The organism is Planktothrix mougeotii LEGE 06226 (genome assembly GCF_015207485.1).
Classification (GTDB): domain Bacteria; phylum Cyanobacteriota; class Cyanobacteriia; order Cyanobacteriales; family Microcoleaceae; genus Planktothrix.
The window spans coordinates 86,445-100,940 of sequence record NZ_JADEWU010000002.1 but is presented as its reverse complement, the minus strand read 5'-3'; the positions used below and the strand labels follow the sequence as shown (position 1 = coordinate 100,940).

Annotated in this window: 16 protein-coding genes; 7 read left to right on the top strand and 9 right to left on the bottom strand. The window is 40.1% G+C overall.

What is annotated here, in order from left to right:
• Positions 1–8: 8 nt before the first annotated feature.
• The gene (gene glyA, locus IQ236_RS01515) at positions 9–1,292 is read right to left on the bottom strand and encodes a serine hydroxymethyltransferase (protein ID WP_193867643.1); all 1,284 of its coding nucleotides are present in this window, start codon (positions 1,290–1,292) and stop codon (positions 9–11) included.
• A gap of 248 nt (positions 1,293–1,540) precedes the next feature.
• On the opposite strand from glyA, the gene IQ236_RS01510 reads away from it, so the two are divergent.
• The 4 genes from IQ236_RS01510 (at position 1,541) to IQ236_RS01495 (ending at position 3,563) form a co-directional block, all read left to right on the top strand.
• A complete protein-coding gene (locus IQ236_RS01510; RefSeq protein WP_193867642.1) occupies positions 1,541–1,738 on the top strand; it encodes a hypothetical protein in 198 nt (65 codons plus the stop codon).
• Between the two features lie 88 nt (positions 1,739–1,826).
• Positions 1,827–2,303, top strand: coding sequence for a Tic20 family protein (locus IQ236_RS01505; protein ID WP_190519954.1), 477 nt, complete (start codon positions 1,827–1,829; stop codon positions 2,301–2,303).
• 140 nt (positions 2,304–2,443) lie between these two features.
• Entirely contained in the window at positions 2,444–2,782 is a 339-nt protein-coding gene (gene rpsF / locus IQ236_RS01500) for a 30S ribosomal protein S6 (RefSeq protein WP_193867641.1), read from the top strand.
• Between the two features lie 226 nt (positions 2,783–3,008).
• A complete protein-coding gene (locus tag IQ236_RS01495) occupies positions 3,009–3,563 on the top strand; it encodes an Npun_F5560 family protein (RefSeq protein WP_193867640.1) in 555 nt (184 codons plus the stop codon).
• Between the two features lie 225 nt (positions 3,564–3,788).
• Here IQ236_RS01495 and IQ236_RS01490 read toward each other — a convergent pair whose 3' ends face one another.
• The 4 genes from IQ236_RS01490 to IQ236_RS01475 all read right to left on the bottom strand — a co-directional run bounded on the left by IQ236_RS01490 (position 3,789) and on the right by IQ236_RS01475 (position 6,587).
• Positions 3,789–4,064 carry a hypothetical protein gene (locus IQ236_RS01490; RefSeq protein ID WP_072719234.1) on the bottom strand — a complete coding sequence of 92 codons (276 nt, stop codon included), beginning with the start codon at positions 4,062–4,064 and terminating at the stop codon, positions 3,789–3,791.
• A 35-nt stretch (positions 4,065–4,099) separates the two neighbouring features.
• Complete coding sequence (locus IQ236_RS01485; protein WP_193867639.1) at positions 4,100–4,612, bottom strand: hypothetical protein; 513 nt, start codon at positions 4,610–4,612, stop codon at positions 4,100–4,102.
• A 329-nt stretch (positions 4,613–4,941) separates the two neighbouring features.
• Positions 4,942–6,390 carry an NB-ARC domain-containing protein gene (locus IQ236_RS01480; RefSeq protein WP_193867638.1) on the bottom strand — a complete coding sequence of 483 codons (1,449 nt, stop codon included), beginning with the start codon at positions 6,388–6,390 and terminating at the stop codon, positions 4,942–4,944.
• The gene (locus IQ236_RS01475; RefSeq protein ID WP_193867637.1) at positions 6,369–6,587 is read right to left on the bottom strand and encodes a hypothetical protein; all 219 of its coding nucleotides are present in this window, start codon (positions 6,585–6,587) and stop codon (positions 6,369–6,371) included. The genes IQ236_RS01480 and IQ236_RS01475 overlap by 22 nt, the downstream gene beginning before the upstream one ends.
• 37 nt (positions 6,588–6,624) lie before the next feature.
• On the opposite strand from IQ236_RS01475, the gene IQ236_RS01470 reads away from it, so the two are divergent.
• Positions 6,625–7,089: a hypothetical protein gene (locus tag IQ236_RS01470; protein WP_193867636.1), complete on the top strand. Its 465-nt coding sequence runs from the start codon at positions 6,625–6,627 to the stop codon at positions 7,087–7,089.
• A 468-nt stretch (positions 7,090–7,557) separates the two neighbouring features.
• On the opposite strand, the gene rsfS is transcribed toward IQ236_RS01470, so the two are convergent.
• From rsfS to IQ236_RS01455, 3 genes are all read right to left on the bottom strand, one after another.
• Positions 7,558–7,974 carry a ribosome silencing factor gene (gene rsfS, locus IQ236_RS01465; RefSeq protein WP_193867635.1) on the bottom strand — a complete coding sequence of 139 codons (417 nt, stop codon included), beginning with the start codon at positions 7,972–7,974 and terminating at the stop codon, positions 7,558–7,560.
• A gap of 205 nt (positions 7,975–8,179) precedes the next feature.
• A complete protein-coding gene (locus IQ236_RS01460) occupies positions 8,180–9,454 on the bottom strand; it encodes a WcaI family glycosyltransferase (RefSeq protein WP_193867634.1) in 1,275 nt (424 codons plus the stop codon).
• Between the two features lie 171 nt (positions 9,455–9,625).
• Complete coding sequence (locus tag IQ236_RS01455; RefSeq protein ID WP_193867633.1) at positions 9,626–11,269, bottom strand: DUF3352 domain-containing protein; 1,644 nt, start codon at positions 11,267–11,269, stop codon at positions 9,626–9,628.
• A gap of 156 nt (positions 11,270–11,425) precedes the next feature.
• Here IQ236_RS01455 and thyD point away from each other — a divergent pair, with 156 nt between their 5' ends.
• Positions 11,426–12,352 (top strand): thylakoid membrane protein ThyD, encoded by a 927-nt coding sequence (gene thyD / locus IQ236_RS01450; protein WP_193867632.1) that lies wholly within the window; start codon positions 11,426–11,428, stop codon positions 12,350–12,352.
• Positions 12,353–12,500: 148 nt separating this feature from the next.
• Positions 12,501–13,928, top strand: coding sequence for a GTP-binding protein (locus tag IQ236_RS01445; RefSeq protein WP_193867631.1), 1,428 nt, complete (start codon positions 12,501–12,503; stop codon positions 13,926–13,928).
• Here the strand turns inward: IQ236_RS01445 and IQ236_RS01440 are convergent.
• A complete protein-coding gene (locus IQ236_RS01440) occupies positions 13,910–14,338 on the bottom strand; it encodes a DUF4359 domain-containing protein (protein WP_193867630.1) in 429 nt (142 codons plus the stop codon). The genes IQ236_RS01445 and IQ236_RS01440 overlap by 19 nt on opposite strands.
• Positions 14,339–14,496 lie beyond the last annotated feature (158 nt).

Here is a 14,496-nt window from a genome sequence, read left to right as displayed (position 1 = left end):
CCCAACCTTTAGGCTAAAGCCGGAACTTTAACACTGAGATGGGGATAAAGCGGAAAGCGATCGCATAAATTAGCAACCCGTTGACGACAAGCTTCTTTAATAGCCTCATCATCGGGGTTCAGCAGTCGGTCTGCAATAATATTACCAATCTCAATAAATTCCGTTTCTCCCATTCCCCGTGTGGTCATAGCCGGAGAACCTAATCTTAACCCACTGGTGACAAAGGGAGATTCAGGATCAAAGGGAACGGTATTTTTATTAGCCGTAATATTAACATCACTCACAAGCTGATCCGCTCGTTTTCCAGTCATGCTAACGGAACGTAAATCCACTAACATCAGATGGTTATCCGTGCCATTGGAAACAATTTTTAAGCCTCGGTTTTGTAACTGAGTCGCTAAGGCTTTGGCATTAGCAATCACTTGACCGGAATAGGTGGTAAATTCGGGTTTGAGTGCTTCGCCAAAGGCAACGGCTTTCCCGGCAATGACGTGTTCGAGGGGGCCACCTTGGGAACCGGGGAAAACAGCTTTATCCAATTTTTTGCCCAGTTCTGCATCCCGTGTTAAGATTAAACCGCCTCTTGGCCCTCTTAAGGTTTTGTGGGTGGTTGTTGTCACCACATCACAGTAGGGAATGGGGTTAGGATGATGACCCGTTGCCACTAACCCGGCAATATGAGCAATATCGGCCATTAAATAAGCACCGACTTCATCGGCAATAGCGCGGAATTTCTCAAAATTGATAATCCGAGGATAGGCAGAATACCCACAAATTATCATTTGGGGTTTATGCTGTTTGGCTAATTCTAAAATTTGGTCATAATCCAGTTGTTCGGTTTCGGGACTAACGCCATAATGACAAACTTTAAACCATTTACCCGAAACGTTGACCGGGGAACCATGGGTTAAATGTCCGCCATGAGATAAGTCCATCCCCATGATAGTGTCACCGGGTTTGAGCAGGGCTAAAAACACGGCAAAGTTAGCTTGAGCACCGGAATGGGGCTGAACATTGGCACTGGCCGCCCCAAACAGTTGTTTAGCCCGTTCAATGGCTAACTGTTCCACACCATCAACAAATTCACAACCGCCGTAATAGCGTTTTTTGGGAAGTCCCTCTGCATATTTGTTAGTTAGAACAGACCCTTGGGCAGCCATGACGGCGGCGGAGGTAAAGTTTTCACTCGCAATTAATTCTAGGTGATCCCGTTGGCGACAGAGTTCATGCTGAATCAGATCAGCAATGACCGGATCAGTTTCAGATAAGATTTCTAAGTTAGTCTGACTCACAATAAAATTCCTCTTAATGAAACAAAAACAGAATGCTATTGCACCTAATCAGGGGATTCAATAGCGTATTTTCCCCAGAATCTTTAATAATAACTTTCTTTGCTGAACCCTTCTAGTCCTTGACTCCCCAACCACAAGGCTCTAAAATTTCTGCCCGTTTTGTTAAATTGTAAGTCATTTAGCTGAATAGGCTGGAACTCTTGACTTACAATAGATACAGAGAAATGGCATCTGTCGGAGGAACCATTATGCTAGTCATCTTGATGGATAACCAGGTACTTGCTTCTCAACAGGTTTGTCAAGGGTGTTTGCTGGCTGATCAAAGCGGTCAACCCCGTTGGAGAGGCGGTCAGCTTTGTTGTGGTCATTTGGTGCGCCCCTCCATCGACAATCAACCCAGTCAGTATGAGTGTCAAATGGGTTTCCGCATGGCCAATATTCAATGATAAAACTGTTGACTGTTAACTGACAACTGACACCGAATATCTGGGACTACGCTATCCTGAGTTTAAGACACACTCAGGAGAACTGGTTATGACTTGGCGCGGGACGACGACAGTACGCGATCGCATTTTTGCGGCTTTACCCTATCTACTGCCTTTAATGGATGGGTTGCCCTTTGGACGCTTTTTATTTCAACAGTTTCCGATTTTACAACTGATTACCTTGCCTGTTATTCCCTTGATGACCCTTTATCAAATCATTCCTTTTGCAGGATTTATTGTGTTCATCGCGTTATATATGCTAGTAGTTCGGAATGAAAATATTCCTCATTTTATTCGATTCAATACAATGCAGGCAATTTTGATTGACATTGTTCTGATTTTATGTACGTTAATCTTCCAAGTATTAGGCAGTGTTCTGTTACAAGGATTTGTTGGTGAAACCCTTTACAACATGATTTTCCTGGGACTTTTAGCTGCATTTTTCTATTCTGTAATTCAGTGCTTTTTAGGAAAATATGCAGAAATTCCTACCCTGTCTGATGCGGTTTATATGCAAGTCCGATAAAGCTTCGTAGGGGCAGGGTCTTCCTGCCCAAATCTCAGGATTTCACAAAGTCATTCATTTTTTTAACAACAACACCTGATATAATTAAAGATCCTTGCTTCTAATCCAGAAGCCTTGTTGTCCAGAAGGAGCATAATAGCATGAAACCTTTTGTTTACGAAACGATGTATATCCTGCGTCCCGATCTCAACGATGAACAAGTTGAGCAGTTTATTGCCAAATATGAAACTATTCTGCGGGATCAAGGTGGACAGAATATTGAAATTCAAAATCGGGGTAAACGTCGTCTGGCTTATGATATTGCTAAACATCGGGAAGGGATTTACGTCCAGATGAATTATGAAGGCCCTGGAAGTCAAATCGCTGTCCTCGAAAGAGCCATGCGACTCAGTGATGAAGTGATTCGTTATCTGACCATTAAGGAAGAAGTTGCTCCAGTGATCGCCGAAACTCCAGAACCTGAACTTCAAGAAGCCTAAGTACAGAAGAGCAAAAGATCCCTTAAAAAAGGGGGGTTAGGGGGGATCAAAGTCCCCCTTTTTAAGGGGGATTTAGGGGGATCTCGGCTGTAATCATGGGTTTTTGGCTGAAGTTGACACTGATGCCCACACCCTACCCCCGCTTCCCCACTATTGCGGATTTGGGGAAGGAAGAGTATTTTAAGAACAAATATACAGAATAAATTTATAGGAGCCGTCAGTTACCGTGAGCCAAGCCAAAAGTCAAACGCCACAGGAATTCAACGCTGAAGTTGCTCGTTTAAACGAAGAGCTACAAATGCGAGATCAGTTGATTCAACAGTTATCTCAAGAACTGTTCCGTTTGGTTAAAGGGGATGCTAATTTATTACCAGCCCCGGACGTGTCTGAACGCCATCAAGTCCAAATGGTTGCTTTACGAGAACAACTGCAAGAGATGGAACAGCAGGTTAAGTTTTATCAAGAACAAATTGCTGAACGGGATACGGAAGTTTATCAACTGAGACAGTCGGTTCAGGAGTTAACAGATCGCTCTCGGATGTTGGAACAAGTCGTTCAAGAGTTACCCGGAGTTTACCGCCAGAAGTTCTCAGAGCGTCTGAATGAAGTGATGGAAAAAGTGGAATTACTTCAACGTGAAAATAAACAACTTAATGCTGAGTTACAAAGTGTTAGCTATCGTTTAGCTCAAAAAAGTCGTCGTCCGAGTGGGTTGGATCTACCCAGTTTTCAAAATCGAGGTGGGGGTTCTGTTGAGGTTCCCACTTTTGGCAATGCTTGATTATTAATGGGATTTCAAACAAAATATCAAATCTTACAATTAAGAGGTTATTCTAACTGAAGAATAACCTTTTAACTTGATGGTCGGTGATTGATCAGTTTTTAGGTGATTTTCTGCCTCTATTGATTCTGATAGTAAAGGTTTTAATTTTCAGAAACCGAGTTTTTCTTTTATCTTTGGGTTTCTCACCAAACTTTCTACCAAAACCCGGTTTCTCTTTGGAGTTTAGAAGTGCTTTTGATAATAGTCTTCAACAGCACCCACAGCACTCAATAAAGGAGAATCTAAAGATTCAATCCAGTCTGCTACTTCTCTCGCCAGTCCTAAAGTTGCAGTTCCATGAGACGGTTGAAGTTGACCTGAGATTACGGTTTGTTTGAGGTTTTTCAAGACCGCAATTAAATTATCTAAACGATCTGATTGTTCCTCTTGATCGGTTTGTTCCGCAGAATCAATCGCTTGATCAATTAACTGAGTAAATTCGGTAATTTTGGCATCCATGTTAATATCCGGTGAGGGAATTGACTTAAAAAGAATTAAGGACAAGAAAAAGGTTCAACACCAATATTTTGACCAGCCGACCATTTAATATTGGGATCTTTAGAATCTTTAATAAAGATTTGATGACCCATCCCAGGATAACATTCCGTTGGCGGTTGTGGGGCTACAATGCCTTTATAAATTGTTGTTCCGGCGGGTAATGTTACCGTTTCGATTATCGTTGCTTGATTTCCCCAAGCTTGGTTTAAGGCTAAATTTCTGATCACATCAACATTCTTAGTATATTGATCCGTCGTTAAATAGCGCCCATATTTCATATTATCGGTGCTATAATAACGGTAAAAATCTTGAGATTCTGATAATTGAATCTCTTTACATTCAGAGTTTAGAAATGTATTGGCAATATCGACGGGTAGAGGGCAACTACTGGTAACATCTTGAGCGAAAGCTGGTGAGGCATTAAAGACCAAAAACTCAGATGCAACGGCAAAAAAGACGCTAATCAGCAAAGTCAATCCTAGACCCGTAAAAACAGATTTAATTTTCATCGCTTGTGTTCTCAAATCGATTTCTGAAGCAATTTTATCAAACAGGGGATGGCATTGCTAATTTGATTAAAATTTTTAAAACAAATTCATATAAGTTTACTTGAGATGAAGGGGGACTCAGAAACCGGGTTTTTTCTCCCCTCTTTCGGTTGCTAACAAAGCTATCTACAAAAACCCGGTTTCTCCTGCTAGGTAGGGACTCAGAAACCGGGTTTTTCTTTTATCTTTCGGTTGCTAACAAAGCTATCTATAAAAACCCGGTTTCTCCTGCTAGGTAGGGACTCAGAAACCGGGTTTTTCTTTTATCTTTGGGTTTCTTAACAAGCTATCTACAAAAACCCGGTTTCTAATTTGATATATTCCCTAATTACGGGTGATATTGTAAATAAGGTTAATTGTTCTTGTGTTATCTTTTCAATTAATGAACGTCTTCCTAGAGATTGAATAGCAGTCAATAACTCAGATGAGGATAAAGATAAATTCTGTGAAAGTTCTGTCACCGTTACGGGTTGATTCATTTGGCTTAATTGCAATATTATTTGTTTTTCTAATAAAGATATTCGTTGAAAATTTCGGTTTAATTGATTGATGATTTCATCTCCCAAAAACAGACTGTTATATTTTAAATAATCTCCGATTTTACCATTAAATAAGTCTTGAATCATTCGAGCTATAGTTTTTAACTCGTCAGGATGACCGCGATAGGTATTAATTAATTCTAGCCAGTATTCTTCATCGGATAAATTGTGTTCTTTAAAAATTTCTATCGCATTTTCTCCTATTCCATTTAATGATAATAGTTTTACGGGGTTACTTAAACCTGTTAAATTGATGAGTTCTAAGGGTGCTTCCCAACTATTTAAAATTAAACAGCTATGATGGTAAAGTTGACCCATATTTTTTAAGAATTCACCATAGTTTTCAAAGTGATTTTTATAATTTCCGGCTAATTTACCTTCTGCTAATATCTCTTGAACATTATCTAAGATAATTAAACAACGGTATTTACGCAAATATTCAAACAATATTGATAATAATTCAGCAAGTTCTAAATCTAATATAGAATTAATATCTGTTAATAAAGAATTACTATTAGTTGGAGAAGATAAGGAGAAAACTAACTGTCTAACTAAGGTTAATAACGGGGGAGAGTGATATAGATTCTTCCAAATAATATAGTCAAAATTATTGTTAATTTTTTCGATGAGATGGCGGGATAATGTTGTTTTACCTATACCGCTTATTCCTAATATTCCTACTACTTTAATGTTTTCTTGTAATATCCAATGTTCTAAAGTTGATATTTCATTAACTCGACCCCATATTTTACCAATATCCGGTGCTTCTCTAAGGTCTTGAATGGGTAATGTATTTAGATGAATTTCGGGTTGATTTTGTCCGGGTGTTTGTCCCTGTTTTCCATTCCTGCTATTTTCTAAAGGTGTAATGCGATCGCTACATAAACTTAAATTATTTGTAATTCCGATAACATTACCAAAACCAACACTGGAAGAAACAGAAAATTGTAATCTTTCTAAAGCTGAACGAAAATTCGATTTATTAACATCTTCTCCTGAAAAATTTGATAAGATTTTCCATAAATCTGAGGCGGTATCTCGAACATAGCCTTCACTACAATGGATATTATCCGCAATTTCAGTATATTTTTTACCTTCCCAAACTCCTTCAAGTACGGTTTTTTGCAGATCATCTAAATGTTTTCCTGTATGATTAAAAACTAGATGATCAGCGATTTTTAAAACCTCTTGAATATCCATATTCTTGATAGGTGTAAAAATTTTTCCGACATTTTCCGACATTTTCCGACAATATCTGACATTAAATTCCCGACATTTTCCGACATTTCCCGACTGACAAAAATTCGATGATCAAAAATAATATCAATATTAATAGTTACAATTACTTTTTTTGAGTTTGAGTTAGTGGCGATCGCTATATTTTGGCGAATCGACAAAAGTTAAAGGAAGCTTGCAAATATCAGAGGGAAATTCATGAATAGAAAAGCCGTGATATTGGTACTCGGTGCTGCTTTAGCTATGAGTGGAGCTATGATTAAAAGCACTCCCAACGCTAATGCTAATCTACCAGAAACCCGTAATCCCAATATTAATCAGAGTAGTATTCCTCCAAAGTTGAACAATGTTGGCATTATAGCACAGTCTGGGGATAGTCCTTGGAATCAAAGAATTTCCTCTCAAACCTACAGGAACCCTGATACGGGTCAACAATTATGTTTTTATTTTAACTCATCCCGTTGGGCACCCTGTCCAGGTCAAGGGGATAATATAATTATACCTCCTAATGCCCAATGTCGTGGTGGGATCTCATTAAGGGATCTCACGAATCATTGTCCAGCAGCACAATGTTCTCACGATAATACTCTTGACCGTGTATTGAGTCTTAGTTCTGGTGGTAGTGGTGGGAGTTCTGTACCCCCCTGTACTGGTTTACCCTAGTTAGCCAATATTTGTGAATGAGAATCTGATAAATTTTCGATTCATCATACACAGGGTTAGAGATAGTTTATAGAGCAAGTTTCAATCTTATTGAACAATCTTAATGCTCAGGATTATTAATTCTAAAAAATGGGTACACCCCTGTAGGGGCGAGGCGCGCCTCGCCCCTACGATGAATTTGGTTTTAATAAATTTGTCGCTAGTGTTGTCAGAAACCGGTTTTTTCTCCAATCTTTCGGTTGCTAATAAAACTATCTACAAAAACCCGGTTTCTTGTGCTAGATGGGGACTCAGAAACCGGATTTTTCTCCAATCTTTCGGTTGCTAATAAAACTATCTACAAAAACCCGGTTTCTTGTGCTAGATGGGGACTCAGAAACCGGGTTTTTCTTCAATCTTTCGGTTGCTAATAAAACTATCTATAAAAACCCGGTTTCTAATTGGGGTCTGGGTAGCTATAAAATAGATTTAAGATTGCCAACGGACTCGCTCGGCGTGACCCCAAAAGGCTTCTAATTTATAGAAATCTCGTTCTTCGGGTAATAAAATATGGATAATTACATCTCCATAATCCATTAAAACCCAGTTACCATCATTTTGACCTTCAATTCTGAGGGGAAGTCGTTGTAATTCTAATTCGACTTGATCTGAAATCGCTTGAGAAATTGCCCGGAGTTGAGCTTGAGAAAAACCCGTTACAATCACGAAATAATCGGCTATATAAGATACTTCTGATACGCGCAGCACCAGAATATTATCCGCTTTCCGATCATCGGCTGCTCGTGCGGCGACTAGGGCGGTTTCCCGGCTGGTATCTTCATCCCCAGAAAGAGCAGAGATGATCACTTGATCAGAGGCGTATTTGGTTTTGGCGTTATCAAACATTAAGCTCTTGTATTCCTCGTATAATGATCGGTTACAGTTGGTTAATCCTGAATGGCTAAGATTGTAGCCAGGGGTGACAATGCCATAGAGATCTACTGATTATTTTAATCCTTCTTTTCGATTTTGGATGGTTCGGATTTTGCGAAGGCCATAAAGGAAATACCTGAGTTTCCCGTAACCGATGATTCGAGTTTACATTCTATTGTCATCTAACAGATTTAGTCAAGGGTTCTGGGATGGGTGTAGACTGGGTTACCACTTCTGTAAATAACTGTTCATATTTGTTCAATGCTTGTTCAATGCTAAAACAGTCTTCTGCATATTTTCGACCTTGTTCACCTAGAGTTTTGACCTGCTCTGGATTTTTGTAAAGATCGACAATTGCATTGGCTAAACTTTCTGCATCTTCAGGCGGAACAACAATTCCCCCTCCACTATTAAGAATTGCTTCTTTTGCGGTTCCCGTATCAGGAACAGAACCAACAATAGCACAGCCACTCGCTAATAAAACTGGAATTTTTGAAGGTAAATTAAAAGCCGTAACTTCTCGTTTTTGCACCACTAATCCTACATTGGCAGCCGATAACATTTCAGGTAATTTTTCACGGGGTTCCAGGGGAATTAATAAAATATTCTGGGTTTGATAGTTCTGGCGTAAATTCTCTAACTCTTGTAAGGCTTTCTGTTCTCCGGCAATCACAAAAGCAATATCAGGAATATATTCTAATAAAGTTGCTGCTTTAATCACCGTTTCTAAACCTTGGGTTAAAGCAATATTCCCGGAATACAGAACAACAAATTTATCTTGAAGTTGATACTTTTGGCGAAAAGAATTATCAATTTTGGGTAAGGGTCGAATAAACTTTGTATCGACCCAATTGGGAATATAAACAATTTTTTCTTCAGGAATCCCGTGTTCAACTAACTTATCAATAAAACCCGTGGCAATCACAGAAATTCGATCCACCTTTTCATAGGTCAATTGTTCAACGGCTTGGGCTGTTTTAACGACAACTCCATCAGGATTGACTAATTTAACCCGTAGGGCGGCTTCTGAAACAATATCCTGAATATTCAGAATCACCGGACAACGACGAACCCCAGCATATAAACCCACCGGAACACTGACTAATAAAGGCGGAACCGTTGCAAAAATAACATCAGGTCGCCACCCCTTAAACGCCTGAACAATACTGGTGAGCATGAAACTACTATCCAGGAGAAGACGATCTAATAACCCCGGTTTAGGGCCGCGTACCCAAATATAGCTACGCTGAATCACCACTCCATGACGTTCTTCCGTCAGATAAAATTTATTCTGATATCCTTCATAAATCCGGCGTTCAGGATAGTTAGGCATTCCGGTAATCACCCGAACTTGATGACCTCGTTGAACCAAGCCTTCAGCTAACTCTGTCATCAGAGGAGCAATACCGATGGGTTCAGGATAGTAATTATACGAGTAAATTAATATACGCATACGCTTTGAATAGACCTAAAAACGGTTTTAGCATGATTTGTAGCTAAAGCAAGGACTCCTGAGTCATGTTAAGAAAACATTTTTATGCTTAGTCTAATGGTACTCACATCTGCAACCAAAATACTAGAGGAGACTTAAAAACCCTTGGCTCTAAGGCTTTTCTTCCTTTTTTTAGCTTTTCGGCTTTAGTACCAATACCATCTCCACCTCAACCGTGGAAACATCAGGAAACGTGGCACTGATACCCAAGCCTCGAATTGAATTGAGCATCATCATGCGGTTAGGTTGCAGGGAAATAGCCGGGGACGCTAACAAATATCCCATCGCCCAACCCGTAATTTTTTCCATATCTAAATAAACATAGCTATGGTGGGGACTGGGTAAAAATTTACTAATCGATTGAAATTGTTGGCTTTGATTTAGGGGATGTTGGGGTTTCTGGGTGATTGCTTCCACCACTGGCCCCCCAAAAGCAACAAACATTAAATTTGAACTTAACCATCCATGTCCAAATAAGGTTCCTTGTTTGGGGTCATTCCATTCGGTGACTTCAATTCCAGCTAGAACATTTTGTTCAATATTAATCGGCGGATTACTATTAGCAATAATAGCATCCAATTTATTTAACATTCGTTCTGCGGCGGGGCGATCGCTGGTTTCAATTAATAACACGCCTCCCAGTCCCAAAGCCGCTAACACGCCTTTTTCCGAAGCGATCGCACCCAAGGCAAATTCTCCATCCATCCAGCCAAAGACATCTGTATCAGCATCTAAATCAATTGCTTGTAGTCCCAAACGAATTTGACGGGTCAGGTTCTCAAGAGGGGGATTGTTTTTTCCTAAGCTTAAAAATTGTAACCAGAGTTGATGTAGATCATGGCTATTGACAAAGGCGAGAGTTTCTGCGGGAAAGCGATTCAGCATTTCGCCAAATTCCGGTTGATTTTGAGAGATTTGGGCATCAGGACGGAATTGAGCCATCGCTTTTAACCGGAGTCCTTCCGGTTCTACCCCCACCCCCAAAACTACGGATTGAATTGATTTTAAGCTGGATGAGGAACTCAGGGATAAACGGGAAGCATCGGGCCAAGTTGCCATGATCTCTTTTGTAAACCGATCAGAGTCCGCAATCAAAATCGTGATTAAGGGATGGGAGAGGTTCACGCTTTTAAAGAACAGGTCAGCGTTGCCTGATAAACTCAGCAGAGACGGTGCACCCCTAAAGGTATCAATTGCTCGTTTCACAGGTTCAGGATGGGCTGCAATCACTAATTGATCGTTAACAACCGCAACGTGGTATTGTTTTCCACTTTTTTCGGTGTAATGGGATAGGTTAATTCCTTGATAGGACGTTTGTTGAGATTGGAGATCCGGTGAAGCTTTTAATTTTTGGGCAAAATGCCAAGCTTTCCATTGATTTTTAATCCCCACTACCATTAACAGTTGCGGATCAGAGGCCGGTTTTAAGGGTTCCGGGGGAAGTAAAGCCACCATTACCCCTCCGATCCAAGGTTGAATATCTCGATTGAAATTAATCTTTGTGCCTGCTAAACTCTGCCGTTGAAAGCGTTGAATGCCTTGAACAATTAAGGCTTGGGTTTCGGGTGTGCCAAAATTTTGTAATTCTGATAAGGCGTTCGGCGTGGGAGACACGAAGGTTGCCATTATGGCTTCATCTGGTACGAGTTTGCCACTTTCTAGGGGACTATAAGCTTTGTACCGTTGGGTCGTTAAATAGATGAAGGTGGCGATACTCCCAACACAGGCGATCGCTGCAACAACGAGGAAAAGCTTTGATTTTTTCTGGATCAGCATGATGATTTTCAAGCGGGGGTTTTCAGGAATGTTTCTGATCAGAAAGATTGAGGTTATTTCCCCCCATGTTAGCTTGCTACCCGCACCTGGGAAGTGGCGAAGATTTGATAATCTAAAGACACAGGTGCGACCATTCAGCCATTAAGAGTTATTTTAATGAAAGTAGCAGTTACAGGAGCAACAGGATTTGTCGGAAGTCGTTTAGTAGAACGACTGCAAGAGGACGGTCATGCGGTGTTAGTCCTGACCCGCAACCCCGAACGGGCGAAACGAGTATTTCCTAGTTCTGTCTCTTCCGGGTTAGAAATTGTGGGTTATACTCCAACGAAATCGGGGACTTGGCAACAGGCGATTTCGGGCTGTGATGGGGTCGTCAATTTAGCCGGGGCACCCATTGCTGATGAACGCTGGACGCCTCAACGCAAACAGGAAATTTTAGAAAGTCGTTCTACGGCGACTCAAAAGTTAGTTGAAGCGATCCAAAACGCTAATTCTAAACCCAGTGTTCTGGTGAGTGCTTCAGCCGTTGGATATTACGGAAGCAGTGAAACAGCCCTGTTTGATGAAAATAGCCCCAGTGGACGGGATTTTTTAGCCAATGTCTGTTTAGCTTGGGAAGCCGCCGCCCAACAGGTGCAAGAAGTGGGGACTCGGTTAGTGATTTTAAGATTAGGAATTGTTTTAGGAATGGGAGGAGCATTAGGAAAAATGTTGACTCCTTTTAAATTGTTTGCAGGGGGGCCGTTGGGTTCAGGACATCAATGGTTTTCTTGGATTCATCGGGAAGATTTAGTCAATTTAATTCTATTTAGTTTAACGAATTCTTCCGTTGAAGGAGTTCTAAATGCCACCGCACCTAACCCGGTAAAAATGGATCAGTTATGTCATGCTTTGGGTGAGGTTCTTCATCGTCCGTCTTGGCTTCCGGTTCCTGATTTTGCTTTAGAAATGTTATTAGGAGATGCGGCGCAGGTGATTCTCCAAGGTCAACAAGTCGTCCCGAAAAGGGCATTATCCTACAATTTTAATTATCAATATCCTACGGTTAAACCTGCCCTAGAAGAAATTTTATCTTCTTCATAAATGGGATGATTTTGTTAGAAACAAAACTTTTGTAAGGGCGAGGAGACCTCGCCCCTACGTTTCAATGATCGCTGATCATCAATCATTCCCCATTCGTAATTCGTAATTCGTAATTCGTAATTTGTAATTCCCAACAACCCCTTATATAATGAACAATCATTTTAATCAAGCCCGTTCTAGTTTAAAACAAACCTTAACCCGTTATCACCATTTACGACGTCAACGGCGCAGTTCTCATCCTGAATTACAAGCGACATTACAAAAACAGTTAGAAGTTTTATCAACTAATTTAGAAAAGCTTGAACAAGGAGTGATTAGAATTGCGGTATTTGGGTTAGTGAGTCGCGGCAAATCGGCGGTTTTAAATGCGTTATTAGGGGAAAAAGTTCTGCAAACTGGCCCCTTAAATGGGGTGACTCAATGGCCTCGTTCTGTGCGTTGGAGCGTATCTTTACCGCAAATTGAAGAACCCAACCGGATTGATAATATTGAAGCACAAAATCAAATTCAAGTTGAATTAATTGATACCCCTGGATTAGATGAAGTGGCGGGACAAGTGCGGGGAGAAATGGCAAAGGATGTGACTCGCCAAGCGGATTTAATTTTATTTGTGGTATCGGGGGATTTAACCCGAACGGAATATGATGCACTTTCAGAATTACAAAATGCCCATAAACCTTTAATTATTGTTTTTAATAAAATTGATTTATATACAGAATCAGAACAAGATAAAATTTATCGAAATTTACAACAGTTAATCCAGAGTAAAACCCTAGAAAGAGATAATTTTTCTCCGTCTGATTCCGGTGACAGTCCGCAAAAATCAGCCCCATTTGAAATTGTCAAGGTATCGGCTGAACCCGCCCCCATCCGATTAAGAATTGAATGGCCGGATGGTAAAATTACCCATGAATGGGAGACTCCAGCCCCTCAAATTGATGAATTAAAACAAATTATTGTAAAATTATTAAATCGAGAAGGGCGATCGCTTTTAGCGTTAAATGCCTTAGTTCAAGCCAGAGAAGCAGAACGCATTATAGCCCGTCATAGTATTCAATTACAAGCCTCGGAAGCGGAAGAATTAATTTGGAAATTTACCCGTTATAAAGCCTTAGCTGTGGCGTTAAATCCTATTGCCATTTTAGATGTATTGGGTGCAACAATTAGTGATTTAATTTTAATTCGTTCTTTAGCTCGTTTATATGGCTTACCCATGACCAGTTATGAAGCGGGAAAATTATGGAAAAAAATTCTATTGAGTTCAGGAGGATTACTATTAGCAGAACTGGGAAGCGGTTGGATATTAGGATTTGGTAAAAGTGCCGCAGGATTAGCAACGGATCTCGCAAATTATGCCGGAATTGCCATTACTCAAGCGTCAATTTCTGCCTATTTAACTTATACCGTCGGTCAAGCAGCGCAAGTTTATTTAGAACAGGGTTGTACTTGGGGTGAGAATGGAATTGATACCGCCATTCAAGGGATTTTAAATCAAGTGAATCGAGATAGTTTTATTACCCGATTAAAACAAGACATTGAAGGCAGTTCTCAATCCCCTTATTTAGAAGCAGATTGAGAAGTTTTTGGATCTTTTGTGGGAAAGGTTACAAAGTTACCAAATCCTCCTAAAGTTTGATATTTATAGCCCATAATTTCGGTTGTATAAACGCTAAATAAAATAGCATTTTGTTGGGTCGTGGATTTATTAATTGTATCTTTAATGAAGTCTCGTTGAGTCGTAACTAAGGTATTACAAGTATTGACTAATGTATTAGATAGTCCTTTTAAAAATTCAGGGACTTGAGACTCTTGACAAATGGATTTTTTAATTTCTGTGGATAATTGATCGGAGGCATAATTGAGATATTCTTCCCGCTTAGGGTTTGTAAATATCATGGTTCCTGCTAAAATGCTGAGTAGGATTACCCCTTTTCCGATATAACCCGACGAAGATGGTTTAGCTTGAATGTGATCCAGTTTCATCATGTTAGTTACTGATTGAGTTAGAACCTATACTAGAATATCTTTATTGTATCTTTCAAGGGTTCCTGTGTCGATTCAGGATTTCCGAATTTAGAAAGTGCGATCGCTATCAAAATAGATTATAATAGAATAGCCCAAATCACTCGACAGATTAAATAACA

Excerpts from the sequence above, each read along its gene's own strand:
- IQ236_RS01510 (WP_193867642.1), top strand. The coding sequence starts at position 1,541 with ATGCTAGTCATCTTGATGGATAACCAGGTACTTGCTTCTCAACAGGTT.
- IQ236_RS01505 (WP_190519954.1), top strand. The coding sequence starts at position 1,827 with ATGACTTGGCGCGGGACGACGACAGTACGCGATCGCATTTTTGCGGCT.
- rpsF (WP_193867641.1), top strand. The coding sequence starts at position 2,444 with ATGAAACCTTTTGTTTACGAAACGATGTATATCCTGCGTCCCGATCTC.
- IQ236_RS01490 (WP_072719234.1), bottom strand. The coding sequence starts at position 4,064 with ATGGATGCCAAAATTACCGAATTTACTCAGTTAATTGATCAAGCGATT.
- IQ236_RS01485 (WP_193867639.1), bottom strand. The coding sequence starts at position 4,612 with ATGAAAATTAAATCTGTTTTTACGGGTCTAGGATTGACTTTGCTGATT.
- IQ236_RS01480 (WP_193867638.1), bottom strand. The coding sequence starts at position 6,390 with ATGGATATTCAAGAGGTTTTAAAAATCGCTGATCATCTAGTTTTTAAT.
- IQ236_RS01470 (WP_193867636.1), top strand. The coding sequence starts at position 6,625 with ATGAATAGAAAAGCCGTGATATTGGTACTCGGTGCTGCTTTAGCTATG.
- rsfS (WP_193867635.1), bottom strand. The coding sequence starts at position 7,974 with ATGTTTGATAACGCCAAAACCAAATACGCCTCTGATCAAGTGATCATC.
- IQ236_RS01460 (WP_193867634.1), bottom strand. The coding sequence starts at position 9,454 with ATGCGTATATTAATTTACTCGTATAATTACTATCCTGAACCCATCGGT.
- IQ236_RS01455 (WP_193867633.1), bottom strand. The coding sequence starts at position 11,269 with ATGCTGATCCAGAAAAAATCAAAGCTTTTCCTCGTTGTTGCAGCGATC.
- thyD (WP_193867632.1), top strand. The coding sequence starts at position 11,426 with ATGAAAGTAGCAGTTACAGGAGCAACAGGATTTGTCGGAAGTCGTTTA.
- IQ236_RS01445 (WP_193867631.1), top strand. The coding sequence starts at position 12,501 with ATGAACAATCATTTTAATCAAGCCCGTTCTAGTTTAAAACAAACCTTA.
- IQ236_RS01440 (WP_193867630.1), bottom strand. The coding sequence starts at position 14,338 with ATGATGAAACTGGATCACATTCAAGCTAAACCATCTTCGTCGGGTTAT.